The following is a 26651-nucleotide window of genomic DNA, read 5'->3' as shown; positions in this document are numbered from 1 at the left end:
CAATATCGCATTCGACCACACTCTATTGAATGACAAAATTGTAAGCGCTTACACTTTTGGCTGGTGTCCCGGTTAGGGGCTCACGCGAAGGCGTCAGACGAGGATGGAAAGGGTTGAGGCCGTGTTGCATGGTTAGGACTCACAGAGTGACAATCCAGGACGTAGCCGTTCTCTCCGGGTTGTCCATTTGCACGGTGTCCCGGGCCCTCAGAAACCTCCCCAACGTTTCTGAAAAAGCCCAGCGACAGGTGGCGGAAGCCGCCAGCAAACTTGGCTACAAAGCCTCCGCCGCAGCGTCCAGGCTGGCCGGTGGGAGCACGGGTTCGGTGGCCATCGTGGCCCCGACCGCCACTGCCTGGTTCTTCGCCCAGGCCGTGGAAGCAGCAGAGGAAGTCTTCGGGGACAGTGGCTACGACACAGTCCTGATCAGCCTGCGCAACAAGGCCGGCGTGCGGCAACAGTTCTTTGCGGATCTGGGAAACCTGGCGCAAAGAGTGGATGGGCTGCTCCTGCTCAATATTGACCTCGCCCCCACAGAAGTGGAAGCGTTGGAAGCCTGCGGACTGGCAGTGGCCAGCGTGGGCATGCGAAATGTTCCGTGGGACAATGTAGGTATCGATGACGAACACGCAGCCTGGCAGGCCACCCAACACCTGCTGGGGCTGGGCCATTGGGACTTGGCAGTTCTCTCGAGCAATGAACACTCCGTTGTGACTGAGACTCCACGGTTCCGTGGCTTCAAACGTGCGCTGGATGATCACCACCTCACCGTCCACCCGGACCTTGTGGTGGGAGCCGGGCCAAGCATCGACGACGGCAGGCGGGCAATGACTGAACTCATGACCCGCGGCGGGAGGCCCACAGCAGTGTTCGCCCACTGCGACGAGGCCGCGTTCGGTGCCCTGATGGCACTGCGTGAACACGGCCTTTCCGTGCCCAAGAATGTATCCGTGATCGGCATAGACGATCACCCCATGAGTTGGTTCCTGGGCCTGAGCACCGTGGCGCAACCCGTTGCCGACCAAGGCGCCTTCGCAGCAAACCTGCTGTGTGAACGCCTGCTGAATACTGAAACCCCCCATCAACCCTCCAACCACCTGCTCGATACCAAGCTCATCGAACGCAAGACCACGCGCCACAAGCGCTGAACGGAACAATGCACATGACTGATCTTCGTAATGCCTGGACTGGCGCCTCGGCGCTGTTGTTCGACCTGGACGGCGTGCTGACGCCCACTGCCGTGGTGCATGAGCAGGCGTGGCAGGAGCTTTTCGACGGTTACCTGGCCGCAACGGGCCATCCGCAGGGCTACCAGGAGAGCGACTACTTCGATCACATCGATGGCAAGCCCCGCTTCGACGGCGTCCGTGACTTCCTGACATCCCGCGGCCTCACACTGCCCGAAGGGCCGGTTCATGACCACCCGGACAACGAGACCGTGCAGGGCCTGGGCAACCGCAAGAACGCGATTTTCAACGAGATCGTGAACTCCCGCGGCGTTGAGCCGTATGAGGGCTCGGTCAAGTTCATCAACGCCGCAGTGGAACTGGGTCTCAAGGTGGCTGTGGTGTCCTCCTCGCGCAACGCGCCTGCGGTACTGAAGGCCGCCGGGCTCGACCACCACTTTGAGGTGGTCGTCGACGGTCAGGTTGCTGCCGGCGTCGGACTTCCCGGTAAGCCGGACCCCGCCACCTACGTCTATGGAGCAAGCCTGCTGGGCGTGCCTGTGGAGGAATGCATCGTGGTTGAGGACGCAGTGTCCGGCGTGCAGGCCGGCGCAGGAGCCAACTTTTACGCCGTGATCGGCGTGGACCGCGGGGCGGGCCGGAAAACCCTGCTCGACGCCGGCGCCACGCTGGTGGTGGACGACCTCAACGATCTTCTCTGACCCTACTTTTTTCGAAGGACTTCAACAGCCCATGGCACTCATCAGCTCCGATCGGCTTCGCTTCCCCTGCGAGCCCTGGAAGCTCGTAGAGAATATCCACGTCCCCGGTGACGAGGGAACGCTGGAAACGCTATTCGCGCTTGGCAACGGCCACCTTGGTATTCGTGGCTCGCATTCGACCGCCGGCGACGGCGAGCTTCCCGGCACGTTCATCAACGGCTTCCATGAGATTTGGGACATCAAGCACGCCGAAAATGCGTATGGCTTTGCCCGGACCGGCCAGCGGATCGTCTACGTGCCGGACGCCAACAACTTCACAGTCTCCATTGATGGCGAAGCCCTGAGCCTTGCCGAATCCACGGTGCTGGACTATCACCGCAGCGTGGACTTTTCCACAGGGGTCTACGAGGAAAGCATCACCTGGGCCTGCCGCTCGGGCGCTACCGTCACGACGGTGGAGCGTCGCGCCGTAGGCTTCGATTCCCGCGGATGTCTTGGCTTGGAACTGTCGCTGACAGCTGACCGCGACGTGTCCGCGGACATTACCTCCGGCGTCGTGAACCGCCAGGACCAGCCTGTGGAGGACCACTCGGTCCACGACCCCCGCCGCTCTGGCCGGCACGCTGGCCGGGTCTTGCTGCCGCTGCACCTCCAGGGCACCGACGGCTCGCTTCGCCTGGCATGGGAAACGTCCGAGTCCCGCCAGCGCGTCGCCATGGCCGTTGACCACTGGATTTCGGCTGAAGGCCAGCCCTTCGAGACCTTGGTGGCGGAGGACGAATCGTCCGTCCGCTACGTTTTGGCCATTCACGACGGCGACACTTTCCGTTTGGAGAAGTCGGTCAGCTACGTGGTTGCCGGCTCCTCTGACGCCGAAGACCGTGGTGAAAGCCTCGCGGCCGAAGCCGAAGTGAACCTGGTGTCCTTCTCCGACATCCTGGCCCAGAGCAAGGCCCACTACGCCGAATACTGGACCACGGCGGACATCTCCATTGGCGGTCAGCCGGAGATGCAGCAGGCGGTGCGCTGGGGTTTGTTCCAGTTGGCACAGGCTACTGCCCGGGCGGGCGTTGCGGGTATCCCGGCCAAGGGTGTGAGCGGTTCCGGTTACGAGGGCCACTACTTCTGGGACCAGGAGGTCTACCTCCTCCCGTACCTGACCTACACCAATCCCTGCGGTGCGCGGAAGGTGCTGGAATCGCGGCACGCAATGCTGCCGGACGCGCGTGTCCGAGCCAAGGAGCTCAGTGTGGACGGTGCACTGTTCCCGTGGCGGACCATCAACGGCCTTGAGGCGAGTGCCTATTATGCAGCCGGTACTGCCCAGTTCCACATTGCCGCGGCCATCGCCTTCGCAGCCAACCGATACCAGTGGGCCAGCGGCGATGACACCTTCCGGGGCGAACTTGGCGCAGACCTGCTGATTGAGACAGCACGCATGTGGGCGTCGCTGGGCTTCTTCGGCAAGGACGGAATGTTCCACATCCACGGCGTCACCGGCCCGGATGAGTACACGGCCGTGGTCAACGACAACCTCTACACCAACGTCATGGCGCGCTTCAATCTGCGGGCCGCCGCCGCACTGGAACACGAAGGGGTCGCCGAAACTGAGCGCATGGTGTGGCGGCAGGCGGCCGAGCGGATGTCGCTCCCGTACGACCCCCACCTGGAAGTCTTCAGCCAGGACAACGACTTCATGACGCTGGAGCCGTGGGACTGGAACACACCCAAGTCCAAGTACCCGCTGCTGCTGAACTTCCACCCCTTGGTGATCTACCGGCACCAGGTCCTCAAGCAGGCTGACACCGTGCTGGCCATGTTCCTGCAGTGGCAGGACTTCACAGCGGAGGAAAAGCAGCGCGCTTTTGACTTCTACGATCCCATCACCACCGGTGACTCCACCCTGTCCGCCTGCGTGCAGGGCATCATGGCGGCTGAAGTCGGGTACGGCGACGTCGCGTTGAAGCACTTTACCGAGGCACTGTTCATCGACCTCGACAACTCCCACGGCAACACCATCGACGGCGTCCACATCGCCTCCACTGGCGGTATCTGGAGCTCCTTGGTGTGCGGTTTCGCGGGCATGCGGGACCAAGGCGAGGTGCTGCGCTTTGATCCTCGCTTGCCCTCGGAGTGGGAAGGCCTGTCCTTCCGGCTCAAGGTGCAGGGACGCCTGCTGGCCGTGGACCTCTCGCAGGGTTCCATGGCCCTGACGCTCGTATCCGGTGAGGACTACAGCGACGAGCCGTTGAGGATTGATGTGCGGGGTTACGACGTCACTGTTGGCGCGGTGACCGTCACCGTGCCGCTGGACACCGTACCCGTCCCGCCGCCGTCGATCTTCCCCAGCGTCTTCCCGACGGCGGGCCTTCCGATCATCCGGTAGGAGCGGGCTGCAACCTCAGCCCGAGCTGTAACTTCCGGATGCCCACGACGTGTGGTGCTCAAACTCAAAGTGGCCGGCCATCTAAGCGGCACCCCGTTCCGGAACGTCCGCGGGCGCCTTTGCCCCTGGCATCGATTGCCGAGCCGCGGCGTTTCGACGCCGTTCCAACTCACAGTTGATGAGGTCCAGCAACGCTTGGGCCGGCTCCGACAAGTGGTGGGTGTCCGGAGAACCCAGCTGGTCGCAGTGGATGAGGACGTGACGGATTCGTTCCAGCTCGCGGGAGGGCACCAAAGGCCAGCGATGGAAGAGTTGCCTGACGGCTATGGCTCCCAAGAGGGCGTCGGGTTTGTTGGCAGCGCGATGGTGGCCATGGTTCTCGGCTGCTCTTCGTCGAGCAACACTGGCCGCGGAGGGTGCGACACCATGGGCCAGGAGAATCTCGGCCTTGAGTGAATTGGGGGCCATTGGGGACCTGCCAAACGTGAAGCGAGGGAAGCCGGCTGCGTGACTTTGAATTCAGCTTACAGAATGTGAGTTATCTCACGCCATTATTAACGTGAGGCGTCCGCCGTCGTAATCCTGAATTCCGGTCCACGGCGCATCCAGTGCCGCAGCGCAAGGCGCCGCCACCCTTGCCGGGGTGGCGGCGCCTCTGCGTTTATCCGAGATGGATGTGGGGAGTGTCCTCGGCGCCACTGAAGGTCTTGCGGTCGATCCTGATGAGGAGCAACGCAATCGGGGCGATCAGTACCGCCACTCCTGCCGCCCATAGGAACACCAGTGAGTAGCCCGAGGTCAAGGCGGCCAGTGTTCCGCCGCCGACTGCGGCCGTGGCCGCGGCCGCAATGGTGCTGAAGAGCGCGATGCCCAGCGAGCCGCCGATCTGCTGTGACGCGTTGACCAGTGCGCTCGCGACGCCGGCATCGTCCTTGCTCACTCCGAACAGGGCCAGGTTCTGCATGGGTACGAAGACCATTCCCAGGCCAATGCCCATCAACACCAGCGCAGGCAGCATGTTCACGGTGTAAGAGCCCTCGGGTGTGACCTGAGTGAGCCACAGCATGGCAGCGGCCATGAAGACAGGCCCCAAGGCGCTGGGGATTCTCGCACCCAACCTGGGCAGGTTCTTCGCAACGAGGCCCGCCGTGACAATCAGGACCACCGTCATGGGCAGCGATGCGATTCCTGCGGCAAACGGCGCGAAGCCCAGAACGATCTGCAGGTAGAAATTGATGAACAGGATGCCGCCGATCAGCACTGCCCCCGCCAGGAACGACGCCAAGAAGGCTGCCGCGCGATTGCGTTCCGTAGCGACACGCAGCGGGAGCAGTGGATTCTTGACCTTGCGTTCGACGGCGACGAACAGTACCAGCAGCACCGCACCTGCGGCGATGAAACCCCACGAATCGATAGCGCCCCAGCCGTGTTCGGCATTGGCGAAGCCGTAGACCAGGGAGCCCAGCCCCAGTGCGGCAAGAACGACGCCGGGCCAGTCGTATTTGGTGGAACCACCGGCTTTGCTTTCACTCACCAAAGTCCAAACGCCGATGAGGGCGATGACGGCGATGGGGACGTTCACGAAGAAACACCAGCGCCAGGAGACGAACTCGGTGAGAAAACCGCCGAGTAAGACTCCGGCCGCAGCGCCCACTCCGCTAATGGAGCCAAAGATGGCGAACGCGGTGCCACGGTCCTTGCCTCCCGGGAAAGCGACCGTTAGAAGCGCCAGCGCCGCCGGCGCGAGTAGTGCTGCGAAGATACCCTGCAGCGCTCGTGCTCCGATCAGTTCCCACGGCTGCTGCGCAAGTCCACCGATCAGGGACGCGATGGCGAAGCCCGCCGAGGCTGTGATGAAAGTCCGCTTCCGCCCCCAGAAGTCCGCGATGCGCCCCCCGAGGAGCAGGAAAGCTCCGAAGACCAGTGCGTAGGCGGTGACCACCCATGCCCGGGTCGAGTCGCTGATGCCCATCTCCATCTGGAGGCGGGGGAGTGCCAGGTTCACGATGGTGCCGTCCAGGACAACCATGAACTGGGCCAAGGCCAGGAAGGGGAGGGCCCGCCAGCCGACCCCCTTTTTGTTGTGTTGGCCTTGTTTGCCGCCTTGACCCAAAGAGCCCGGCGTCTCGAGTAGTTGTGATGCCACGCGTCACCCATTCTTGTAAGTAGTAATACTTATGAAAGTATAAGTACTTTTGGGGAGGCGTGTAAGCCGTAGGGGAGTGACTTATGTCCTAGTGATGTTCTGGTTGTGGGGTTTGTGCCAGTTCGGTTTACTGTTCGGGTGCCTGTTCGGGTTCGGCAAGGAACGAAGCCAGTCGCTTCAAGGCGGGCAGGCTGGCCGCGATCTGTTCACGCTCTTCGGGAAGCAATCGTTCGCTGGCTTTCGTCAGCGCATCAGCCCATGCACCCTCGAGGAGTGACTTGATGCGCATGGATTCGTCCGTGGGGTGGAGGGAGACGTACCGCTTGTCCGCTGCATCCTTGACTCGCGTGACCAGGCCGGCAGCCACCAGCTCGCGCAACTGGGCGCTTACGTTGCTCAGTTGCCTGCCCAGGCGCGCGGCCACCTCAGCAACGGTGACGCCAGGGTGGCTCTCGACGACCCTAAGGATCTCCAGTACGCCGTTGGATATGGGACGGAGGCCTGTTTCGTTGAGCGACTTTCGCCGGATGTCGGACGAGATATCGATCATGCAGACGGCCAACGCCACATGGTCCACTGGCTTTTCTCCCATCCGTCAAGCATAGGTGGGTGCAATAGTGGAACCATGATCAACCAGCAACCGCTCTGGGACGACGAAGCCGCAAGCCAGTACGACACCCCTGGCGAAGTGATGTTCTCGCCCGATTGCTAGGCTGGACTCATGACCCGTCGCCTTGCCGCCCTGACCGCCGTCCCCTTGTTGCTACTGCTCGTCGGCTGCGGAGCCGTGGAGGAAGCAGCTACAAGCGCAGCCAGCGACGCCGCATCGAAGGTGGCTACGGCCGCCGCCGATGAAGTGACCAAGCAGGTGTGCGCTGTAGTCCAGGACGGTTTGGTCAGCGTTCAGGACAAGCAGTTGCTTGCCGGCTTGGTCTCAGCCGCTGGTGCTGCCGGCGTTCCCGCTGAAATCACGACGCCGTTGAACCAGATCGCTGAAGCCGGGGACGAGGTGCCGGCCGAGTCGGTTCAGGCCCTCAAGGACGCCTGCGCACCTTAATCCCTGAACCCGCGCTTATCCGTGTGGCTCACCGCTGTGCGGGTCGTGCAGCGAACTAGTGCGGGTTTCGCAGCCGGGCCAGCGCCCGGAAGCTAGCGCCCTGCCAGCACCGCCCGCGTCCGCACTGTGATTGCAGCACCGAGGACCAAGGCAGCAGCAACAGCCGCCGCGATCGCCGTCGGGAGTGACTCGGGTGCATTAGCGCTGCGGCCCACCGTAATCCACATGAGGCCCCACGCGATGGCGGCCGCCAAAGCGATGCGCCCGTGACCCTTGATCGCCAGGGCGATGCCCACCACGGCAACCACCACCAAGACGGCGACGGACCAAACTTCGGGACGGAGCCCGAAGCCCCCAAATCCTGAGGCTTTCAAAGCAGCAGCAATGTTGGCGCACACGGCCACGCTGGTCCAGCCCAAGTACAAGCCCAGGGTTCCGTCAACAACAACAGCCTCAACCCATGAGCCGGCCGGCCTCTGGCTGTAGCGCAGGAAAGCCAGCACAAGGGTCATCAGCAAAGCCAGGATCACCAAGACGCTAAGCAGGAGCCATCCAGCCTGCACGGACAAGATCCACGCAGCATTAAGGATCATGGACACGGCGACGATCCAACCAAGCGACCGCTGCCGCATGCTGGAGCGCTGGGACGGCAGCCACTGCCATACCGTGAAAGCGGCAAGCCCGGTGTAAACCACAGACCAGATGGAGAACGCCGGGGTCGCGGGCGCCAAAAGGGTTGAATCGGCGGCCAAAGCGCCGCCGGCTGCCTGCGCGATAGGCGTCCCGCCGAAGACGCCGACGCCGATCATCGAACCAACGATGCAGACCACCAGGCTCACGGTGACCGTGATTTGCCGCAAAAGATCTGAGCTTCGGGTAGCCATTTGCTGAGCCTCTTTCCTTGTGGGATGTGCGGTGTCATGCATTCACGAGGTACGTGACCTAGTATCAAAATGCTAGTGAAACGAGCTTTACGCTTATCGAAGGAATGTGGGATGGACTCGGAAGGCCACGCAAAGGGCTATTGGTACGGGAAAGACCCGGGCCAGAAGGCCATTGCCATTGATGTCCTGAACGCCTTGCGGGATTACCGCGCCTCCGAGCAAGCGATGCGTCGCAGGACCCGCTCGTCCATGGGAATGGGAGAGAAGGATCTGTTGGCCCTGCGCTATCTCTTCGAAGCCGAGGCCGCGGGCAAAGTGATGAAGCCGAAGGATTTGGGCGACAAGCTCGGCATAACGTCGGCGTCCATGACCACACTGATTGACCGTTTGGTGGAGTCCGGCCATATTCGGCGCGAACCCCATCCCACTGATCGTCGGGCATTGATCCTGAAGGCCACTCCGGGGTCCGACCAGGAAGTGCGGCACACTTTGGGTGGAATGCACCGCCGAATGCTGGACGCAGCGTGCGCCTTGAGCCCTGACGAGTCGCAGGTGGTGGTGAACTTCCTGCAGCATATGCGTGAAGCCTTGGACACGATCGACGAAGAACCTGAGGCGCCCGGACAAACGCCGCCTTCATGACGTGAGGCTCCACTGCAGGATAAAAATGAGCGTTACCAGGAATCCTGAACCGTAGTTGAGCCAGATGAACCGCCGCCATGCCACATTGGTGCGTGCCGCCGTCGTATCCGTGACGGTCCAGTGCGGGGCGCAGTTGACGATGTATGGGATGGCGATGATCGCCGCGAGTGGCCCCGGCCACGGCGTGGCCAGCATGGCCAGTCCAGCAACAAGCCAGAGTCCGACGGCGAGCCTCACCGTCCGGCGGGCACCGATGACGGTTGCTATGGAGCCAATGCCGGCCTGCCGGTCGGGTTCAATGTCCTGAACCGCGCCGAAGGCGTGTGCGGCCATTCCCCACAGGAAAAACGCGCCCAGTAGGATCAGCAGCCCCGGCGTCACGTCAGCGCCGGCCAATGCCAACCCGACGACGGCGGGACTGACGAAGTGCGTGCTCGACGTCAGCGAGTCCAAGACGGGGCGTTCCTTGAAGCGAAGTCCGGCGACCGAGTAAGCCACCACGGCGAATGCACTTACGGCCAGGCTGACCCACGCGGCAGGCCCACCAGCGAACGCCAGTACCAGCAGGAACGGAATGTTGGTGATCGCCGCGAGCCACAGCATGGGCCGGTGAAGGTGCGGCTGGAGGAGCGCGCCTTCGATGCCGCCCTTGCGCGGGTTCTTGAGGTCCGACTCATAATCAAACACATCATTGATGCCGTACATGGCCAGGTTGTACGGGATCAGGAAGTAAAACGTGCCAACGATCAGAATCCAGTCGATCTCGCGGGTGGTCAAGAGCATGGCGGCGGCAAACGGGTAGGCAGTGTTGATCCAACTGACCGGTCGTGACGCCAACAGGGCTTGGGGGACGAGGCCTTCGAGGTTGGATGAACCGGAACTGGAACCCTTACGTTTGCGCGTCAGCCACATCCACAAGCCAGGGAGCGCCACGACACCCGCCAGCGGATAAGCGAAATCCTCGATGGGCGCCAAGCCAATCTTGAGGCCGAGGATGTGCGAAGAGTCGTAGTGGAAGAGCTCCATCCCGATCATGACGGAGTCGAAAACGGCCGTGAGGACGGCCAAGGCCGCGAACGCGAGTCCTACGGCTTTCCAATGCTTGCCAGCCTCGCCTGGTCGGGCGCCCTGGCGAGCGAAGATCACGCCGGCAACGGCTGCCGCGGCGATGAAGGCGAGCGCGAGCCACAGGTACGTCATACGGTCTCCCGCTCTTTCTCACGGCGAGTGACCGGTAAGCGGTCAAGCAGTCGCCGCGCGCCCGTGTACAGGACCATCGTGCACAGCACCAGGAAAATCAGGAACACGGGTTCTTCGATGGGCAGCTCCGGTGCGAGCAGCAACCCGGTGGCGATGGTGCCTTCCCCGCGCAGGAAGATCCCCAGTCCGATACCGGCCAGGTCCCACGCAAGAAGGAACAAGAGCCCGACGGCGGTCACGATTGCCGCTGCTTTTGCGTCCCGCCAGAAGAACAGCCGGAAACGGTGGTCGAGCAGGAGCATGCAGGTGATACCCAGCAGCAATGAGACCAAGTAAAGAACACCCATTAGCCAATCCTGCTAGCTACAGGCCTCACAGTGGTAGGGCCGGTGCTGTGATCGCCGCGGATTCGCTTCAACACCAGCTCGGCGCTGATGAGGCACATGGGCACACCGACACCCGGTGCAGTGGTGGCGCCCGCGTAGTAGAGGCCGCGAACACGTCTGGACGAGTTCTGGGCCCGGAACATCGCGCTTTGCCGGAGGGTGTGGGCGGGGCCAAGCATGCCGCCCCGCCAAGAGTTGTAATCTCGTGCGAAGTCGGCCGGTCCGATGGTGTGCCGGACCACCACGCGTTCGCGGAGATCCGGAATGTTGGCCCACTGGGCGATCTGGTCGATTGCGGCGTCGGCAGTCCGCTCGATCAGCACATCGCCGCTGCCATCAGGTCCACCCGCTCCCAGGGATGGGTCGGCGGGGATGGGAACCAGGACAAAAAGGTTCTCGTGGTCCGGTGGTGCGACACCGGCGTCGGTAGCACTGGGCTTGCAGACGTAAATGGACGCGGGATTCGGAATGCCCGGTTCTTCACCGAAGATTGAGGCGAAGTTTGCCTCCCAATCCCGGGTGAAGAACAAGGAATGGTGGGGAAGGTCCGGCAGCTCACCCTTCACACCCAACATCACCAGCACAGCTCCGGGCCCACTGGTGCGGCTCTGCCAGTACTTTTTGTTGTAGCTCCGGTCCCTAACGCCCAGGAGCTGGGTTTCGGTGTGGTGCAGGTCGGCGCCGGAGACCACTTGGTCGGCAACGCTATAGTGATCTGCCCCGGAGTTGTCGCGCCACTTAACGCCGGTGACTTCCCGGCTGTCCTTGCCGGTGAGGCCGGCGGGAAGGTTCAGGCCGTCAAAGCGCCCCAGTTTCTTGGTGTGGGTGGCTTCGCGGGTGGTGATCTTGAGGGCTTCCGCGCCCGTGTGGATTCTGACCCCGGCGTCGAGCGCCAGTGCTTCGAGGCGCTCAACGAGGGCCCAAAAGCCGCCCATTGGGTACTGCACGCCGTCCCCCAGGTCCAAAGCACTCATCAGGTGGTACATGGCCGGCGCATCGGAGGGGTTGGTGCCCAGGAAGACTGCCGGGTAGCCAAGAACCTGGCGGAGCACTGGATGCTGGAATCGCTGGGCCACGTATTTATCGAGTGACGTCAGGAGCAGCTGCGCGAGCTTGGGAAGGCTGCGCACAACCTGTGGTTGAAGCAGCGCCTGGAGTTTGGTGAACGGGTTGTAGAGGAAGAACCTTTCGGCCATTTCCGCGGTGTGCCCCGCGGAAGCCAGGTAGGACTTGAGCTGTTTGGAGCTGCCGGGCTCAACTCGCTCGAAGGTTTCCAAAACCTGGTCGCTGCCAAACGGGACGGTGAGCGGGTCGGGCCGCACGCCGTCGTGGTTTGGTTCGCTGAAGATGCGGTACGCAGGGCTGAGCGTCCTGAGGTCCAACTGTTCGGCGGTGCTGGTGCCGAGCAGATTGAAGAAGTGGTCGAAAACGCCGGGCATCAGGTACCAGGAAGGGCCGGTATCCCAGCGGAAGCCGTCCCTCTCGAGGCTGCCGGCACGGCCGCCCACCTGGTCGCGCTGTTCGAGGAGCTGGACCTCGTGTCCTTCGTGGGCGAGGAGTGCGGCGGTGGCAAGCCCAGCGATGCCACCGCCGATCACCACTGTCCGGGTCATCGGTGCAACTCCATCCAGGTTGAGGCGACGGCGCGGGCGGCAAGCCCGGCTTTCACGGGATCCGGTACACGGACCCGGGAGCGGTAGAGTTCGTCCACGGTGGTCTGTTCGATCCTGTCCGTGAGCGCTTGGAACAGGGCCAGCGCGCTCCGGACAGCAGCCCTGGCGTCGCGCGGAAGCATCGGAATGACGGCGTTGGCGTCAGCAAGCTGCACCCGAATGGTGCTGACCCAGCCCATGCGGTCGCGGTCCTCAAGATGGTCTGCGGTGCCAAGGTAGCTGCGCCCCAGCCGGGTGGTGTCGTCCGCAAGATCCCGGAGGAAGTTGATGTTCTGGAAAGCAGCGCCCAACCTGCTGGCGCCGTGCTCCAAAGCCGCAGCGTCGCCGTCGTCGATCTTCTCATCCCGCATGAAGACGCGCAGGCACATCAGCCCCACCACCTCCGCGGAACCGTGGACGTAGCCGTCGTGGGCATCGGCGTCGAAACGAAGGGGCGTCGGCTGTTCAGTGGCCGAGGCAGAAGTGCGCTCAAGTAAGTCAGCGCGCTCGCCGAGGTCCATGCGCATGGAGTCAAAGAACGGATCGATGAGCGAGTCATCGATCCCCGCCGCGCGGGCCGACTGGGCGAATGCGTGGATGATGAGGTCGCTGCTGTAGCCGAGTTTGACGGCCCGGTGTGTCTCATCAATGAAGTGCGTCAGGGCGTCGCACTGCTCCTGGTAGCTCAGGCCGGCTTCCGCCGTGACGCCGTCCACGAGTTCGTCGGCCACCCGTACCAAGGCGTAGATGTTGCGGACGTGCTGGCGGTGCCTGGATCCCAGCAGCCTGCATGCCAAGCCGAACGAGGTGGAGTATGCGGAGATAACCTGGTTGGCGGCGCGCTCGGCCGTCCGGGTGAAATGCGTCAACGAGGTATCGGTGGCGACAGTCATGATTGCCGTCCTTCCAGCTGTCCCGCGAGGTCAAGCAGGACGTTGCGTACGCTTGCCGGGATGGTGGTGGTCAGCTGACGGTTGAATGCATGCATTTGTTCCTCGATAAGGCCTTGGACGAATGCCTCGGCTCCGCAATCGCTGAGATGCCGGCGGACGTGCTCGCCATCGCCGACACTGAGCTCAGGCATGCCGAAGAAGGGCTCGATGTCCGGCCAAGCGTGCGTTGTCCGTGCATGGGCGATGATGGCCGTCTCCTTGCCCTCGCGGAGGTCCGAAAAGGGATCCTTGCCGTGGCGGCGAGGATCCCCGAACGTGGACAGGAGATCGTCCTGGAGTTGGAAAGCCAGCCCAAGATGCCTGCCGGCGGTTGCGAGCGAATTCTCGACGGCGAAGTCGGCGCCGGCCAGCGTAGCGGCGGCACGGAGCGGGAGCTCGAAGGTGTACGTGGCGGTTTTGTAGCCGCACATCACCAGGATGGTCTGGAGGTCCGGGGCTATGACGCCGTCACCAAGGCCCACATCCAGTTGTTCGCCGGCCACTGTCTCGTTGATGGTGTGTTCCAGGAGGTCGAGGAGCCGCAGGCGAAGCTCGTGGGGGAGATCCGCCCGGGCGAAGGACTGGTGCGTAGCCGCGAGGAGCATGTCGCCCATGAGTATTCCGCCGGTTTGGGCCCAGTGGAGGCTGCTACCGGCACGGGTTCCACGAACGCCGTCAGCGCCATTAACGCCGTCCGCGCCGTCCGTGCGGGCGGTTGCGGAAGCTTCCGCGAGGAGGGAGCCGATCAGGTTGGGGTGCCCGCGTCGGACAAGGTCGCCGTCGATCACGTCATCGTGAAGCAGGAAGGCGTAATGCAGGAGTTCAATGGCGGCGGCGATGCTGAGGGCGGTCTCGCGCTGACGTGAGTCTGCGGCGTCGTACTGTTGATGCCGCTGGCAAAGGGCGTCGTACGTTTCCATGAGTAACAAGGGCCGGACGAACTTGCCGCCCAAGACGTTCTGGCCCGCGAGCGCCCATAGCCTGGCGAAGTCCGGGCCATAGGCGGTCGCTGCGCTGGCCCTTTTGCCGATGAGTCCGCTCAACTCGTTTTCGATCGCAGTGCAAAGATCGGTGCGGCCGCGTACGGCGCTTGAGGTGATGGTCATGCTTCGGCTCCAGCTTGGAGTGGCAATGCGTTCGCTTGGAGGAGTTCCGGGAATTGAAGCCCGAGCCACGGGCTGAAAGCGGACGGTGTGTGTTCCAGAGCATCGGCCAGCAGCGCGGGTGAGATCCAGGCCCAGTCCGCTACCTCGGCGGGATTCGGCTTCAACACCCCGGTGATGCGGGCCAGGTACACGGGGCAAATTTCGTTTTCCACTATGCCCGTTGGATCTACTGCCCTGTATCGGAAGTGGGGGAGGACCAGTTCAATTCTGTTGGCGTCCACTCCGAGTTCGAACTGCGCGCGTCTAAGGACCGCATCCTCGAACTCTTCACCGGGGCCCGGGTGGCCGCAGAAGCTGTTGGTCCAAACACCGGGCCACGTTTTCTTCTCGGGTGAACGGCGGGTCAGGAGAACTTCCCCGGCGTCGTTGAGCAGGTAGCAGGAAAAGGCGAGGTGGAGGGGCGTATCCAGTGTGTGAACTCCTGCCTTGGGAGCCTCGCCTATGGGCGCTCCGGCGTCGTCAAGGAGGACCACCATCTCTGTCGCGTTCATGTTGCGCCTTCCTCCACACCCTGTTTCTGCCCGAAACCTGAATATTGCTAGACAAGCTAGAAGAAAGGCTACCATGTAGGAAGTTAGGTGTAACATACCAAACATGTCCAGTCCTGAAGAGATACCTGAAGAAGCCGGGACCCCGGTTTCCGCTGGCATCTACGATTTGGACGCCAACGATCCTCATCAGGAACTGGTGGATCGCTCAGACCTCTCCGAAGCGGATGTCCAGCAAATCAGCGACGTCATGGCAGCGCTGGGAAGATTGCGCGAAGCCGAACAACGCCTCTCCGACGCCTCGCTCCGGGACATGAAACTCAACCAGTCCGACATGCGTGCACTGCACTACCTGATTGTCTGCGCCAACCATGGCGTGATAGCCACACCAGGCGCAATAGCCTCCCGGCTCAATATCTCGACGGCGTCAACCACCAAGTTGCTCGACCGGTTGGAACGCGCCGGCCACGTCACGCGACGCGCGCACCCCTCCGACCGCCGCGCCCTCGCCATCGCCATCACACCCGAAACGCACGAGGCCGCCATGAGGACCGTTGGACGGCAGCAGGCCAAACGGTTCCTCGCTGCGGCCAAGCTGAGCCCTCCCGAACGGGAATCGGTGATTCGATTCCTTGATGACATGGCGCAGGAGATCGAAGTTTCACATGAAGCGTGGGCAGGTTCGGGGACGTAGGCCCGCCGCCGATTCAGAGAGCCGGACTAGTAAAGGAAGATCGGCAGCCAGTCCCGGTTGTGTGCATGCACCAGCGCGAGGAACAGCACGAAGTCGAACAGCAGGTGTACGGACACCACATACGTGAATGACTTGGTGAGCTTGAAGGTGTAGCCCTGCAGCAATGCGAACGGGAACGTCAGGAGCGGACCCCACGACTGGTAGCCGATCTCCCACAGGAATGACGAGAACACCACAGCTTGCAGGAGGTTGGCCAGCCAGTCCGGAAAATGCTGCCGCAGCAGGGTGAAGGTGGTGCAAATGAAGAACAATTCATCCCAGATACCCACGGCGTTGACGCCAAGGAAGAGCCGCCAGAAGATATCGGGATCGGAAGCATCCGGCCAGTTTTGGTAAACACCAGTCCGGATCAGGTACACCGGCAGGATGAAGTAACCGAGCGCCACCACGCCTATCAGGTACAGCTTCGCTGCCAAGGGCCACTTGCGGCCGGTGTTCACGGGAAATTTGATGATGTCCTCGCGGTAGACGAACCGGGACACCAGCCATGGCACCAGCACAGCCAATGCCAGGGCGCCGCCCATGAGGGCCATGTGCTCTGTGCTGAGGTCGGCGTTGAGCGGTACCAAGCTGAAGATGGTCATGCCCGCCGCGATCAATGCGAGGTGTCGCATCAATCGGTGGTCGATGAAAGCCGCGGTGGCCACGCTCGCCAGCAGCAGGCCATAGCCGAGCAGCTCGTTGCCCATCGCAAAGAGCGGCACGCCGGACAAGGAAAGCAACGCCGCCGGCAGCAGCTTCCAACTGAGTGCGGTGCGGGGTGATTCCGTTGAAATGGATGTCACCCCTCCAGCATGTCAGGGCTTGTCGTCCAAGGACACGTTTTCCCTTGTCAGGAGTCATTGCGGTGTCTCGGATGCTCAGATTCCTCTGTAAGATTCGTGACAAGGCCCACACGTTTTCGTGGAGGTCATGTCATGGCTGGCTTTGCCAGTGGGGGACACACAAAGGAATAATTAATGGCTCAAGACGCGGGCTCTTTTAAACCGGAAAGCGGCAGCTCACCGAAGAATGGCGCTGCGGCGGCCGATGACGCTGTTGTGGCGCCGGCCAGCGAAGACATGACCATGCGCGAACAAGTGCTGGATATCATTGAATCCATCCTTGCCGACAGTGATGCCCGGAGCGAAGGAGCAAGGAAAAACCTTCGCGCGTTGATTGAGGCACGTCCCGACGACCCGGAGCGTGCGTTGCTGGAGCACTTGCTCGAGACCCGCAAGCCGCCGGGTTCTGCGGCCAAGGTCCCGGTTCAGCGTGAAGTTGCCAGCCTGCACTTGGAGTCTTCGGACACAGCCCGGACAGTATCTGTCCCTGTTAGCCATGAGGTCCGCGAAGGCATCCAGTCGATCCTGGCGGACAAACTCCTGCTGACAGCTTTCCAGCCCGTCCATGCACTGCCTGGAGGCGAGGTGGTGGGCGTAGAGGCGCTGACCAGGTTCGTTGGTGAGGATGGGGCCGGAGCCGATGTGTGGTTCAACGAGGCCGCAGCAGCCGGATTGGGCACGGAACTCGAAATTGCCGCACTGCACTGCGCCCTGACGGCAGCGCACGACGTCCCGGACAACATGTCCGTGGCGCTGAACCTCACCCCCGCAACGTCCAATGACCCCCGAGTGCGGAATCTTCTTGCTGCAGCAGCACTGGCTCCGGACAGGATCATTGTTGAACTGACGGGCAGCCTGGAATCCGTGGAAGGGCAAACCGGCGACGACGGCCTGGGGCCACTGCGAACCCTGGGCCTGCGGCTCGCCATCAGTGCGTCCGGTGCAGCTTTGGTTTCCATGGAACGGATTGAACAGCTGCGCCCCGACATCATCAAGCTGGACCGCCATTTGATTGAGGGAATAGAAAGCAGCGACGGTCAGAAAATCCGGGCCAGGGCCATCGTGGAACTTGCCCGGGAGATCGGCGCGGACATCATTGCAGAAGGCATCGAAACTGCAGCCGAGCTTGATGAAGTCACCGCGCTGAAGGTCACAGCAGCGCAAGGTTACCTCCTGGGCCGCCCCTCCGTTCACCCGTTGGATTGGTCCGCATGGAGCATACGCGCGCAGACGGAAGCCCAGCCCGCAGGGTAAGCAACTGCCGGGCGTTTGGGTGTCTCGCGTAAAGTAGCATGCGGGGGTTTTTCGGTCCCAAGAAAATTGGGGATTGCTGAGGCAAGGACCCACCTAGCCAGGAAGTTCTTCGTTGATGGACAGTTTTTTCAGTAAGCTCGCGGAAATCCGCGGTAAAACAATCCCAGCGAGGTTGGCGGCACGCATGAACTCCCCGCGGGGCCTGCTATGGGGCTTCGTAGTGATTCACCTGGTGTTCCTGGTCTTCGGGGCCGTGCTCTCGTTGCGCGGCGAAGCCTTCAGCGACACCTTTATCTACCGTGAATGGGCGCTGGCCGGATTCGACGAAGCAAACCTCACCGGGGGACCCAGCCCGTGGGTTTACCCCATCCTGGCGCTGATTCCCATGGGCCTGGCGGCTGTAGCCGGTCCTGGCCCTTTCTTCTTCCTTTGGGTCCTGCTCACCACACTGCTGAACGGCTGGGCGGTGCTCAAACTCACTGACCGCGGCCGCCGGCAGGAAGCAATCCCGGCTGCCTGGTGGTGGCTGGTATTCGTCTTCCTCATGGGCTGGTTGGGCTTCGCCCGCGTTGACGGACTAACTGCCCCCATAGTCCTCGTGGCCCTTGTTTACGGGGTTACGCGGCCCTTCGTCGCGTCGGTCCTCCTGAGCGTCGCCACCTGGGTGAAGGTGTGGCCCGCCGCTGTAATGCTTGCCCTGTTCGCAGTGGTTAGGAAACGCCTGCACGTTGTGGCGGCAGGAATTGCGACGACGGCGGTTGTGGTTGGGCTGGCAGCGGCAGTTGGTGCCGTTCCCAAGCTGCTGAACTTCCTGACACAACAGGGAGATCGCGGCATGCAGCTCGAAGCGACCTTCACCACCCCATGGCTGTGGTTGTCGGTCCTAGGCGTCGGGGATTCCCGCATGTATATGAACACTGACATCAACTCCATGCAGGTGGACGGACCCGGCACTGCGTTCATGTCCGTGCTGATGCAGCCCCTCCTCCTGCTGGCAGCGGCCGCCGTCGCGGGTTTGACCTTCTGGGCCCTGCACCAAGGCAAGCTCAACGGCGGAGTGGACCGGACGGAACTCCTGCTTTCAGGAGCCCTCACACTGGTGACCGCGTTCATCGTTTTCAACAAGGTGGGCTCACCGCAGTTCATGGTGTGGCTTGCACCGGCTGTAGCTGTAGGGCTGGCGCACAACTGGAAAGAGTGGCGCGTTCCGGCCACCATGCTGATAGTGATCGCCGTTGCCACCTACTTCATCTACCCGCTCTTCTACGATGCTTTGAGTCACAACAATCCTTGGATGGCCCTGGTCCTGAGCATCCGCAACGTCCTGCTGGTGGTCCTCTTCTTCTGGTCGGCGCGTCGCCTGTATTCACTGGGCCGTAAGCCCTCCGTGGTCAGTGCACCAGCGGGCAAGGAGCACTAAGATTTCCGCGACGTTCTTCGACCAGCTGGTCCGTATCCGCAGCCGTGTCCTTCCTCCCGCAGTTGTAACGTGGTTCGCCCGCCCCTCCAGCGTGTGGTGGGGATTCGCCGTGGTGCATTTCTACTTCCTGTGCTGGATGGCTTCTTTCTTCCTCAGCGGCAACACCTTCAGCGACACTGAGCAATACCGCCAGTGGGCGATGGATGGCTACAACCCGGAGAACCTCAACGGGAAGATCAGCCCGTGGGTTTATCCAGTCCTGGCCCAGATTCCCATTTTCCTGGCCGCGATTGCCGGTCCGGACCTCTACTTGCTGATGTGGACCCTGCTGATCACGGCCCTCAACGCGTTGGGTCTCTGGTACCTGACGCGTGGCCCACGGCGGGTCACCGGGATCGCGCCCGCATGGTGGTGGCTGTTCTTCACAATGTTCATGGGATACCTCAGTTTTGCCCGCGTTGAAGGCATCACCACCTCCATTGTTTTGATTGCCTTGATTTGCGCTGCCCAAAGGCCGGTTGTTGCCTCCGTCCTGTTGAGCATCGCAACGTGGATCAAAGTGTGGCCTGCAGCGGTGCTGGTACCCATCATCATCGCTTCCCGCAACCGGCTGCAGATGATCGCTGCCGGGGTGGGCGTCACCGCCGTCGTAGGTTTAGGAACCTACCTCGCTGGTGGCTTCAGCCACATCCTGGACTTCCTGATCAACCAGGGCGAGCGCGGTATGCAGCTGGAAGCCACTTTCTCCACGCCCTGGGTGTGGCTGAGCGTCTTCAACATCGCCGGATCCAAAATGGCAGACAATACAGCCATCAACTCCACAGAGGTCTACGGGCCCGGTGCCGAGGTTGCGGCGTTCCTGATGCAGCCGCTGCTGATAGTTGCCGCGATTGCGGCCGCCATACTCCTGATCCGTGCACTCAATCGTGGAGCGGAGCGCGAGGAACTGTTCCTCGAGGGTGCCTTGATGATGACCACGGCGTTCATCGTGTTCAACAAGGTGGGCTCGCCGCAGTTCATCATCTGGCTGGCCCCTGTGATCATTGCCGGCCTGACGCACGACTGGAACCGTTGGAAGGTGCCAGCCGCCTTGTTGATGGGGATTGCCATGACCACGTTCGTGATTTATCCGCTGTTTTACACCCCGCTCATCCACGCCCACCCGATCATGGCCGCTGTGCTCACCACCCGGAATGTCTTGCTGGTGGTGCTGCTGTGGTGGTCGGTGCAGAGGACGGTTGAATTGGGGCGGCGCGTGAACCGGGATGGCGCTCCGGTAGTCCCGAAAGCGCTTTAGGGTCCAGGCCAGCGCTTTAGGTTCTCAAACAGCGCTTTAGCGGATAGTCGGAGGGCGGTGGAGCAGGCGACGGTCAGTCTGCCCCACCCAGCGCGACAGTTTGCCTTGGACCAGAAGCCTGCGGGTATGGATGTCCAGGAACACCAGGTAGAACGCGAACAGAAGCGCGATGGCGAATGCCAGCGAGGACAGGTCCACGGAGACCTCCACGAAGGACCAGACTGACAACTGGTCCTGCGCGCCGAACACCACAAAGAATGTCACGCCGACGTAGAGGCACCGCATCTGCCAGTCGTCCCTGATCCCCGTCACGGCCAGGAAGGGGACGAACCAGAGAATGTACCAGGGCTGAATGATGGGGGAGAGCAGCACGATAGCTGCGAAGGCGAGGGCCATGCGCCGCACCACGCGGGAGTGGTCTCCGCGGAACATCAGGACGAGGACCAGGGCCACAGCGCCCCACTTCATGGCCGCTCGAAGGACGTCCGCCATTGCATTGCCAGGCAGGCCCAAGGCGTTGCCGAGGAACTCGATTTGCTGGCCGAGGAATCCCGACGGCGAGTATCCGGTGAACCCGGGAGTGGGGTCCGTGATGGCCCAGGCCCAGCCCAGGCCCAGGCCGTAAGGGATGCCGCTGATCACCAGAACAGCGAAACTGATGCTCGCGGTCGCGGCCCAGATTCCGAACTTGCGCGGCCAGGACGCCCCGGCACCGGCCCACATCAGCCCGATGAAGGGCAGCAACAAAACGGTGGCCGGTTTGATTCCGATGGAAAGTGTGACCAACAGGATCCCCAGTAACGGCCGCTTGGTGGCTGCGAAGTAGGTTCCCGCCACGGCGAAGCCCACCATGATGGCGTCGTTGTGGGCGCTGGCGACGAAGCTGATGAGGAAGAGTGGGTTGGCAACCGCAATCCAGAGCGCTCGGGCACCATTGATCCCGTGAAGCTCCGCGAGTTTGGGGACGTATACAACGCACAACAGCACCCCACCGGCGGCCAAAAGCCGGAAGAGCAGGACTGACACGTCCGGCTGGGCGCCCGTAATAGCAACCACGGCGTGGGCCATCCACAAAAAGTAGGGCCCGTACGGAGTCCGGGCTTCCGCCCAGGCCGGGTCCGCACCCAAGGCGAACCAGTTGTTCAAAGCCGAGATACCGACGTCGTAAGGGTTTTGGCCCTCCATCATCAGGCGGCCCTGGCCTATATACGCATAGACGTCACGGGAATAGACGGGCACAGCGAACAGCAACGGAAGAGACCATGCTCCGATCGCTGCAACGATCGGTTTGAGGGAGTTCCCCTCCCAACTGCCCATCCGTTGGCCCAACCTCAGCCAGGACCGAACCAGTAACATGGCGCCCACGGTCAAGAGGACGGCGGAGATCGTTACTCCCCAGCCCTCAGTGCGCAGGGCAATGACTATGGGGTGGCGGATCATCGGGGATCCGTTGGCGATCCATCCGATGCCAATGGACCCTGCAAACATGAACAGCGAACCGAGGAACCCCTGCAAAATGGCCGGGTACGCTACGGGCTTTGTTGCAGGAGCTGCTGGCTTTGGGGCCTTCGTCGTAGTGGAGGAAGGCTGGTTGGTGGCTGCTGAAGTGCCGGGATGCGGACTGGGGGTACTACCTGCCGTCATGACTGGTCGGTTCCCCCACTCACGGTATGGCGCTCCTAAGAAATACAACGCGGATTGATGCCGAAGAGCTTGTACTTGCGGCAAGTGAAATTTTAGCGTTCATCCAGCCAACACCACTACAGGCGCGGCAAAGGGTGACGGACTCCATAGCTGCAACACGGAGTAGTCGGGCGTTTCATGCCTGGTCTCAGTCGATACGCGGGTCCAGCCCTACGTATGCCCCGGGAGGCATGCTTGCCCCAAAGACAGGGCCTGGCTCGGGTCGCTTCGGGTGCCGTCCGTCGTCGGCGTTTCGTTGCGTCAGGCGCCGCACCACCCACGGGAAGAGATGTTCCCGAGCCCAGATGATGTCGCCCGCCCGCGCCTCACGCCAGCTGCGCTCGGGTAGGGGCTTGGGTGCCAAAGGTTCCAGGGTATGCGGAACATTGAGGATATCGAGCACCATGATGGCGATGGTGTGCTGGCCCAGCGGCGAGAAATGCAGCCGGTCCGCGTTCCACATCCGAGGTTCCGTGAGCTGGCGTAGCGCCCAAAGATCTGCGATCAGGGCATCATGGCGGGCGGCAACTACCCGCATGTTCTCGTTGTAGATGGCCACTTTGCCGCGAGTGTGGCCCAGCACCGGGGTCGCACCCCAGTCGGGGCCGGTAAAGAGCACGATCGTAGCGCCGGTCGAGGCCAGTCTTTCCACGCCCGCGTCCAGTTCAAGGGCAAGTTTGTCCGGATCGCTCCTGTGGAACAGCAAGTCATTGCCGCCTGCGTTAAGAGTGATCAGATCAGGTTGGAGCTCGATGGCCGGACCCACCTGCTCTTCGAGAATCTCGTGAAGCAGCCTCCCGCTGATGGCCAGGTTCGCATAGGCGAAATTTTCGTGACCGGTGGCCAATTCTTCCGCGACCCGGTCCGCCCAGCCGCGGAGGCCGCCGGGGCTCCGGGGTTCAGGATCGCCCAAACCTTCGGTAAATGAGTCGCCCAAAGCCACATAACGGCACCACGGGTGCAGGCCAGCCCCGAAGCTACCGGAACCACCCTGCGCAAAGCCGTTGGCGCCGGGAGCGTTCATGCCTCCATAGTGCGCCGAATTGTGGATTTTTTGTACAGCTATTGCCCTGTGGAGGCCACATCGTTCCGCCAAAGCGACTGATGCGTGAAATAGCTCACGTTATAGAATCACAATGCTAAGATACATGGCATCAAGAAAATGAGTAATTATGCACCTCGTTGGTTCCCGGACGGCATACCCTGCTTCGACTTCGAAGCCCTCACAACTTAAGGATGTCCAATGGACACGATGAGCGAACCCAAAATGCAACATGAGATCAAGCCGAATTGGTGGGTGCTTTGCCTTGCATTTGCCGCTGTAGTGCTCGACGGATACGACACCGTCGCACTCGGGGTGTCCATACCGTCGATTCCAAGGAATGGGGAGTTGAGCCCGCCCATTTCACCCCGGCCCTCGCATTTACGAGCGCTGGGGTGGCTCTCGGTTACATGGCAGTAGGACGCTTAGTAGCAAAAATGGGCACAAGGAATGTCATCTTTTCCGCCGTTGTGCTCTTCACCGTTGGTTCTCTGCTGACGGCGTGGTCAGGTTCAATAGTGGAGCTGACCATCCTTCGCTTCGTGACCGGGCTGGGGTTAGGGGCCGTGCTGCCTGCGGCTGTCTCACATGCGACCGCTGTCAATCCGTCGCGTTTGCGCCAGTCGATTGCGGTGGTCGTGATGACAGGCATTTCATTCGGGGCCCTCATCGCTGGACTCGGCGGGGGTATTGTCACAAATGCGCTCGGGTGGGAATGGGTTTTCATTCTCGGAGCCATCGCCTCAGGCGTGCTCCTGCCGTTCCTGTGGATCGGCCTATCGGGTAAACAGGCGTCGATCACTCCCATGGATCCTTCAGTGGCCAAGCACCACGCCGCGGTTGCCCGCCTTTTCGATGGGCCTGTACGGAGCAGGACGCTTCTGCTGTGGTCTTTCTCATTCCTTATCTTCGCCGTTTACTACGTGTTCTCCTCGTGGCTGCCCACCCTGCTCACGAGCTACGGTTTCGGCCTTGGTCTGGCACCGTTAGGATCGGCGGCGTTGGGCGTAGGAAGCATCGTTGGCGCCTGTGTGCTGATTCTGGGATCACGCAGACGCCGGATGACCACAGTCTTGGCCTGGACCTCAGCAGCAGCCGTCGCGTTCCTCGTCATTTCCGCATTCCTCGGTCCGGATAAGGCGCTGTTGCTGATCGTCTTCGGTGGCGTCGGTCTTGGGCTCCAAGCCGGCATGATCGGCCAGGCGGCGGTGGCGGTGTCTCTGTATCCTCAAGCAACCGTGACCGCGGGAGTGGGGTGGGCGGCTTCATTGGGGCGACTCGGGTCGGTAGTGGGCCCCATATTCGGAGGCGTTCTCATCGGCCTTGGAGTGGACACGGGCACCATAGTTCTCGCTGTGTGTATACCTGTGATTGTGGCTCTGGTTTTGGTGGTGATCCTAGGACGGATTACAGCCGAAAAGGCTACAGCTCCCGAATCGTCGCAGCTCGAAAGACAACCTCTCGCTGCCCCGCCTAAGGGCTAGTACAACGTGGGTTGCCAGCCCGCTTTCGTTGTCACCCCCATCGCCTACCATGGCAACACCGGCGAAGGAGAAAACGTATGGGCGCCATGGATGAGCTGATCAATGCCAGTGTTGTCACCGAACTGCGATCCATACTCATGAGCGCCGAACCCAACATTGAGCTGCCAAGACTGGAGCGCTCACGTGACTTGCTTGGCGGGCAGCGCCTCCGGCAGCGTGTTGATGTCGTCAGGGATGCGCTCCTTGAGGACTTGCCGGCAGGCTACCTCGCTGTTGAGAAGGTCATGGTCGATTCTCTCGACGACCCTCGGTTTACGGGATGGATGGTCTGGCCGGCAACCGAAGTCGTGACCGGGAGGGCCCTGCAATCGGCGTCGCTCGCGGACTTTGATGCCGCTCTTGCAGTCCTGTCCCGCCTAACCAGCAGGCTAACGGGAGAGTTCGCCATCCGTGACCTCATAGCTGCCCGGCCGGAACGAGCTATCGCGACCATGCAAACCTGGACGAATCACGACGACGAAAACGTCCGCCGGCTCGCTACCGAGGGCTCTCGCGCCTACTTGCCGTGGGCCAAAAGAGTTCCTTGGCTTGTGGCCAATCCAACAGCAACGCAGGGGATCCTGGATGCCACCTATCAAGATCCCGCCGAATACGTTCGGCGTTCCACGGCGAACCATCTCAACGATCTGAGCCGGATCGATCCGCAGCTGGTGATAGCTACTGCGCGCCGCTGGTCAGGAAAACCCGATGCCACGACACCTAAGGTGATCCGCCATGGACTCAGGACCCTGGTCAAGCAAGGCAATCCGGATGCACTCGGCCTCCTGGGTTATTCGGGTGGCCAGCTCGTGGTTACGGAACCTGGAATCCTCCACACTTCAGTGGCATGGGACGGAACCGTGGAATTTTCAGCCGAGGTGGTGAATGAAGGCCCCCAGCCCGCTAAAGCAGCCATTGACTATTCCATCGGTTTCCAGCGGGCCAACGGCACGGTAAGCGCTAAAACTTTCAAGCTCACGTCCCGGCGGATTGGGCCCGGTGAGACCGTCACTGTCAGAAAAACCCATTCCTTCCGCCCAATAACAACCCGGTCCTACTACCCGGGGCAGCACTACGTAGTAGTCCAGGCAAACGGCGTCGCGTCGGCGCCGGCGGATTTCGTCCTGAACAAGAGGGAGCCCAGCTGAAGGCAAGCCCCGCGGGGTCCCCTGATGTACATCAGACACCCATCAGCCGCTGCATCTGCTCGCCCGCGTCACTCCCCGGTGCCGGCGTGTAGACGACGATGTGAAGGTCGGGCCGGTCAGAGGGTGAGACCTGATGGTGCTCCATGTGCAGGACGCCAACTGCGGGGTGGTGGAACTGCCGCTCGCGGGATTCGAAGCCGAGGATGTCGTAGCGGTCCCAGCTTTCCTGGAACTCCGGGCTGGCGTCCTTAAGCCGGCCTACCTGGTACTCCACATCGGGGTCGCCCAGGCGCTGCCCGGTTTCTGCCCTGAACTCAGCAAGGAAGCGCTTGCTCGTGACGTCCCAGTCGGGCAGCAGATCGCGGATGTAGGGGTCAGTGAAGACCAGCCACAGCAGGTTCCGGTCCGAGGCATCGAACGTTCCGATGTTGGGGTACAGCGCCTCGTATGCGCGATTCCACCCGGCAATGCCCCAATCCGGGGACAAAGCGTAGGAGGGGTTGGGGTCCAAAGCGTCCAAAAGTCGCTGCACATGGGCCGGAGCGTCGGCCGCGACCGGTCCTTTGGGCAGGGCGGACGAGTACCCACCCAGGGAGAGCACGTAACTCAACCCGGTGTCCGAAAGATGCAGCGTGCGGGCCACGGCTTCCAGGACTTGGCGCGATGGGCTGATGTCACGGCCCTGCTCCAGCCAGGTGTACCAAGTAACACTGACCCCTGAGAGGAACGCGATCTCTTCCCGGCGGAGGCCGCGTTCGCGGGATCGCCCCACAGGCGGCAACCCGTAGTCCGATCGGAGGGCCTGGTTTCGGCGGGTCCTTAGGAAGAGCCCCAGTTCTTTGCGTCTCTCATCTTTCACGCACTCAACACTATTACTCT

At 62.0% G+C, this 26651-nt stretch carries 25 protein-coding genes; 12 read left to right on the top strand and 13 right to left on the bottom strand.

What is annotated here, in order from left to right; all coding sequences use genetic code 11:
* The first annotated feature begins 146 nt into the window (after positions 1-146).
* Genes ACZ881_RS06595 through ACZ881_RS06580 form a run of 4 tightly spaced genes read left to right on the top strand, consistent with a single transcriptional unit; the run spans position 147 to position 4730 of the window.
* Positions 147-1148: a LacI family DNA-binding transcriptional regulator gene (locus tag ACZ881_RS06595; RefSeq protein ID WP_243836645.1), complete on the top strand. Its 1002-nt coding sequence runs from the start codon at positions 147-149 to the stop codon at positions 1146-1148.
* Positions 1149-1156: 8 nt separating this feature from the next.
* Positions 1157-1888, top strand: a complete 732-nt coding sequence (locus tag ACZ881_RS06590) for an HAD family hydrolase (RefSeq protein ID WP_091464727.1) — start codon at positions 1157-1159, stop codon at positions 1886-1888.
* Between the two features lie 31 nt (positions 1889-1919).
* Complete coding sequence (locus tag ACZ881_RS06585; RefSeq protein ID WP_178992939.1) at positions 1920-4274, top strand: glycoside hydrolase family 65 protein; 2355 nt, start codon at positions 1920-1922, stop codon at positions 4272-4274.
* A 51-nt stretch (positions 4275-4325) separates the two neighbouring features.
* A complete protein-coding gene (locus tag ACZ881_RS06580; protein WP_178992940.1) occupies positions 4326-4730 on the top strand; it encodes a hypothetical protein in 405 nt (134 codons plus the stop codon).
* Between the two features lie 205 nt (positions 4731-4935).
* Here the strand turns inward: ACZ881_RS06580 and ACZ881_RS06575 are convergent, their stop codons facing one another.
* Together ACZ881_RS06575 and ACZ881_RS06570 are read right to left on the bottom strand one after the other, a co-directional pair.
* Positions 4936-6420: an MFS transporter gene (locus ACZ881_RS06575; protein ID WP_476113458.1), complete on the bottom strand. Its 1485-nt coding sequence runs from the start codon at positions 6418-6420 to the stop codon at positions 4936-4938.
* 127 nt (positions 6421-6547) lie between these two features.
* Positions 6548-7012, bottom strand: a complete 465-nt coding sequence (locus tag ACZ881_RS06570) for a MarR family winged helix-turn-helix transcriptional regulator (protein WP_091464735.1) — start codon at positions 7010-7012, stop codon at positions 6548-6550.
* 129 nt (positions 7013-7141) lie between these two features.
* Between ACZ881_RS06570 and ACZ881_RS06565 the strand changes: the two genes are divergently transcribed.
* Entirely contained in the window at positions 7142-7477 is a 336-nt protein-coding gene (locus ACZ881_RS06565) for a hypothetical protein (protein ID WP_178992942.1), read from the top strand.
* Between the two features lie 92 nt (positions 7478-7569).
* Here the strand turns inward: ACZ881_RS06565 and ACZ881_RS06560 are convergent, their stop codons facing one another.
* Positions 7570-8361, bottom strand: a complete 792-nt coding sequence (locus ACZ881_RS06560) for a TspO/MBR family protein (RefSeq protein ID WP_476113454.1) — start codon at positions 8359-8361, stop codon at positions 7570-7572.
* Positions 8362-8472: 111 nt separating this feature from the next.
* On the opposite strand from ACZ881_RS06560, the gene ACZ881_RS06555 reads away from it, so the two are divergent.
* Positions 8473-9003 carry a MarR family winged helix-turn-helix transcriptional regulator gene (locus ACZ881_RS06555; RefSeq protein ID WP_178992944.1) on the top strand — a complete coding sequence of 177 codons (531 nt, stop codon included), beginning with the start codon at positions 8473-8475 and terminating at the stop codon, positions 9001-9003.
* Here ACZ881_RS06555 and ACZ881_RS06550 read toward each other — a convergent pair.
* Genes ACZ881_RS06550 through idi form a run of 6 tightly spaced genes read right to left on the bottom strand, consistent with a single transcriptional unit; the run spans position 8998 to position 14830 of the window.
* The gene (locus ACZ881_RS06550; RefSeq protein WP_476113452.1) at positions 8998-10203 is read right to left on the bottom strand and encodes a prenyltransferase; all 1206 of its coding nucleotides are present in this window, start codon (positions 10201-10203) and stop codon (positions 8998-9000) included. The two genes, ACZ881_RS06555 and ACZ881_RS06550, sit on opposite strands and share 6 nt — an antisense overlap.
* Positions 10200-10550: a lycopene cyclase domain-containing protein gene (locus ACZ881_RS06545; protein ID WP_091464743.1), complete on the bottom strand. Its 351-nt coding sequence runs from the start codon at positions 10548-10550 to the stop codon at positions 10200-10202. Before ACZ881_RS06545 ends, ACZ881_RS06550 begins: the two co-directional genes overlap by 4 nt.
* Entirely contained in the window at positions 10550-12202 is a 1653-nt protein-coding gene (gene crtI / locus ACZ881_RS06540) for a phytoene desaturase family protein (protein WP_476113449.1), read from the bottom strand. Before crtI ends, ACZ881_RS06545 begins: the two co-directional genes overlap by 1 nt.
* A complete protein-coding gene (locus tag ACZ881_RS06535; protein WP_476113447.1) occupies positions 12199-13134 on the bottom strand; it encodes a phytoene/squalene synthase family protein in 936 nt (311 codons plus the stop codon). The genes crtI and ACZ881_RS06535 overlap by 4 nt, the downstream gene beginning before the upstream one ends.
* A complete protein-coding gene (locus ACZ881_RS06530; RefSeq protein WP_476113444.1) occupies positions 13131-14279 on the bottom strand; it encodes a polyprenyl synthetase family protein in 1149 nt (382 codons plus the stop codon). Before ACZ881_RS06530 ends, ACZ881_RS06535 begins: the two co-directional genes overlap by 4 nt.
* Positions 14276-14830: an isopentenyl-diphosphate Delta-isomerase gene (idi, locus tag ACZ881_RS06525; RefSeq protein WP_091464750.1), complete on the bottom strand. Its 555-nt coding sequence runs from the start codon at positions 14828-14830 to the stop codon at positions 14276-14278. The genes ACZ881_RS06530 and idi overlap by 4 nt, the downstream gene beginning before the upstream one ends.
* 103 nt (positions 14831-14933) lie before the next feature.
* Between idi and ACZ881_RS06520 the strand changes: the two genes are divergently transcribed.
* Positions 14934-15521 carry a MarR family winged helix-turn-helix transcriptional regulator gene (locus ACZ881_RS06520; RefSeq protein WP_476113442.1) on the top strand — a complete coding sequence of 196 codons (588 nt, stop codon included), beginning with the start codon at positions 14934-14936 and terminating at the stop codon, positions 15519-15521.
* A 26-nt stretch (positions 15522-15547) separates the two neighbouring features.
* On the opposite strand, the gene ACZ881_RS06515 is transcribed toward ACZ881_RS06520, so the two are convergent.
* On the bottom strand, positions 15548-16366 hold the full coding sequence (locus tag ACZ881_RS06515) for a CPBP family intramembrane glutamic endopeptidase (RefSeq protein ID WP_476113440.1): 819 nt from the start codon (positions 16364-16366) through the stop codon (positions 15548-15550).
* 174 nt (positions 16367-16540) lie between these two features.
* On the opposite strand from ACZ881_RS06515, the gene ACZ881_RS06510 reads away from it, so the two are divergent.
* The 3 genes from ACZ881_RS06510 (at position 16541) to ACZ881_RS06500 (ending at position 20376) form a co-directional block, all read left to right on the top strand.
* Entirely contained in the window at positions 16541-17659 is a 1119-nt protein-coding gene (locus tag ACZ881_RS06510; RefSeq protein ID WP_476113438.1) for an EAL domain-containing protein, read from the top strand.
* Between the two features lie 115 nt (positions 17660-17774).
* The gene (locus ACZ881_RS06505) at positions 17775-19079 is read left to right on the top strand and encodes a glycosyltransferase family 87 protein (RefSeq protein WP_091464754.1); all 1305 of its coding nucleotides are present in this window, start codon (positions 17775-17777) and stop codon (positions 19077-19079) included.
* Positions 19080-19113: 34 nt separating this feature from the next.
* A complete protein-coding gene (locus tag ACZ881_RS06500; RefSeq protein WP_476113890.1) occupies positions 19114-20376 on the top strand; it encodes a glycosyltransferase 87 family protein in 1263 nt (420 codons plus the stop codon).
* Between the two features lie 36 nt (positions 20377-20412).
* Here ACZ881_RS06500 and mptB read toward each other — a convergent pair whose 3' ends face one another.
* Together mptB and ACZ881_RS06490 are read right to left on the bottom strand one after the other, a co-directional pair.
* Positions 20413-22020: a polyprenol phosphomannose-dependent alpha 1,6 mannosyltransferase MptB gene (gene mptB / locus ACZ881_RS06495; RefSeq protein ID WP_476113435.1), complete on the bottom strand. Its 1608-nt coding sequence runs from the start codon at positions 22018-22020 to the stop codon at positions 20413-20415.
* A gap of 187 nt (positions 22021-22207) precedes the next feature.
* On the bottom strand, positions 22208-23083 hold the full coding sequence (locus tag ACZ881_RS06490) for an SGNH/GDSL hydrolase family protein (RefSeq protein WP_364307324.1): 876 nt from the start codon (positions 23081-23083) through the stop codon (positions 22208-22210).
* Positions 23084-23352: 269 nt separating this feature from the next.
* Here ACZ881_RS06490 and ACZ881_RS06485 point away from each other — a divergent pair, with 269 nt between their 5' ends.
* Positions 23353-24585 (top strand): MFS transporter, encoded by a 1233-nt coding sequence (locus tag ACZ881_RS06485; protein WP_476113432.1) that lies wholly within the window; start codon positions 23353-23355, stop codon positions 24583-24585.
* A 77-nt stretch (positions 24586-24662) separates the two neighbouring features.
* Positions 24663-25772: a DNA alkylation repair protein gene (locus ACZ881_RS06480; protein ID WP_476113429.1), complete on the top strand. Its 1110-nt coding sequence runs from the start codon at positions 24663-24665 to the stop codon at positions 25770-25772.
* A gap of 31 nt (positions 25773-25803) precedes the next feature.
* Here the strand turns inward: ACZ881_RS06480 and ACZ881_RS06475 are convergent, their stop codons facing one another.
* Positions 25804-26631, bottom strand: a complete 828-nt coding sequence (locus tag ACZ881_RS06475) for a helix-turn-helix transcriptional regulator (protein ID WP_476113427.1) — start codon at positions 26629-26631, stop codon at positions 25804-25806.
* Positions 26632-26651 lie beyond the last annotated feature (20 nt).

The sequence above is a fragment of the Paenarthrobacter sp. TE3676 genome, assembly GCF_056279165.1.
Note: the sequence above shows the minus strand (reverse complement) of the source record. Positions and strands in the feature narration are given on the sequence as shown.

Excerpts from the sequence above, each read along its gene's own strand:
- ACZ881_RS06490 (WP_364307324.1), bottom strand. The coding sequence starts at position 23,083 with ATGAACGCTCCCGGCGCCAACGGCTTTGCGCAGGGTGGTTCCGGTAGC.
- mptB (WP_476113435.1), bottom strand. The coding sequence starts at position 22,020 with ATGACGGCAGGTAGTACCCCCAGTCCGCATCCCGGCACTTCAGCAGCC.
- ACZ881_RS06550 (WP_476113452.1), bottom strand. The coding sequence starts at position 10,203 with ATGACGTACCTGTGGCTCGCGCTCGCCTTCATCGCCGCGGCAGCCGTT.
- ACZ881_RS06570 (WP_091464735.1), bottom strand. The coding sequence starts at position 7,012 with ATGGGAGAAAAGCCAGTGGACCATGTGGCGTTGGCCGTCTGCATGATC.
- ACZ881_RS06590 (WP_091464727.1), top strand. The coding sequence starts at position 1,157 with ATGCACATGACTGATCTTCGTAATGCCTGGACTGGCGCCTCGGCGCTG.
- ACZ881_RS06560 (WP_476113454.1), bottom strand. The coding sequence starts at position 8,361 with ATGGCTACCCGAAGCTCAGATCTTTTGCGGCAAATCACGGTCACCGTG.
- ACZ881_RS06505 (WP_091464754.1), top strand. The coding sequence starts at position 17,775 with ATGGACAGTTTTTTCAGTAAGCTCGCGGAAATCCGCGGTAAAACAATC.
- ACZ881_RS06510 (WP_476113438.1), top strand. The coding sequence starts at position 16,541 with ATGGCTCAAGACGCGGGCTCTTTTAAACCGGAAAGCGGCAGCTCACCG.
- ACZ881_RS06535 (WP_476113447.1), bottom strand. The coding sequence starts at position 13,134 with ATGACTGTCGCCACCGATACCTCGTTGACGCATTTCACCCGGACGGCC.
- ACZ881_RS06545 (WP_091464743.1), bottom strand. The coding sequence starts at position 10,550 with ATGGGTGTTCTTTACTTGGTCTCATTGCTGCTGGGTATCACCTGCATG.
- ACZ881_RS06520 (WP_476113442.1), top strand. The coding sequence starts at position 14,934 with ATGTCCAGTCCTGAAGAGATACCTGAAGAAGCCGGGACCCCGGTTTCC.
- crtI (WP_476113449.1), bottom strand. The coding sequence starts at position 12,202 with ATGACCCGGACAGTGGTGATCGGCGGTGGCATCGCTGGGCTTGCCACC.
- ACZ881_RS06555 (WP_178992944.1), top strand. The coding sequence starts at position 8,473 with ATGGACTCGGAAGGCCACGCAAAGGGCTATTGGTACGGGAAAGACCCG.
- ACZ881_RS06585 (WP_178992939.1), top strand. The coding sequence starts at position 1,920 with ATGGCACTCATCAGCTCCGATCGGCTTCGCTTCCCCTGCGAGCCCTGG.
- ACZ881_RS06565 (WP_178992942.1), top strand. The coding sequence starts at position 7,142 with ATGACCCGTCGCCTTGCCGCCCTGACCGCCGTCCCCTTGTTGCTACTG.
- ACZ881_RS06530 (WP_476113444.1), bottom strand. The coding sequence starts at position 14,279 with ATGACCATCACCTCAAGCGCCGTACGCGGCCGCACCGATCTTTGCACT.
- ACZ881_RS06480 (WP_476113429.1), top strand. The coding sequence starts at position 24,663 with ATGGGCGCCATGGATGAGCTGATCAATGCCAGTGTTGTCACCGAACTG.
- idi (WP_091464750.1), bottom strand. The coding sequence starts at position 14,830 with ATGAACGCGACAGAGATGGTGGTCCTCCTTGACGACGCCGGAGCGCCC.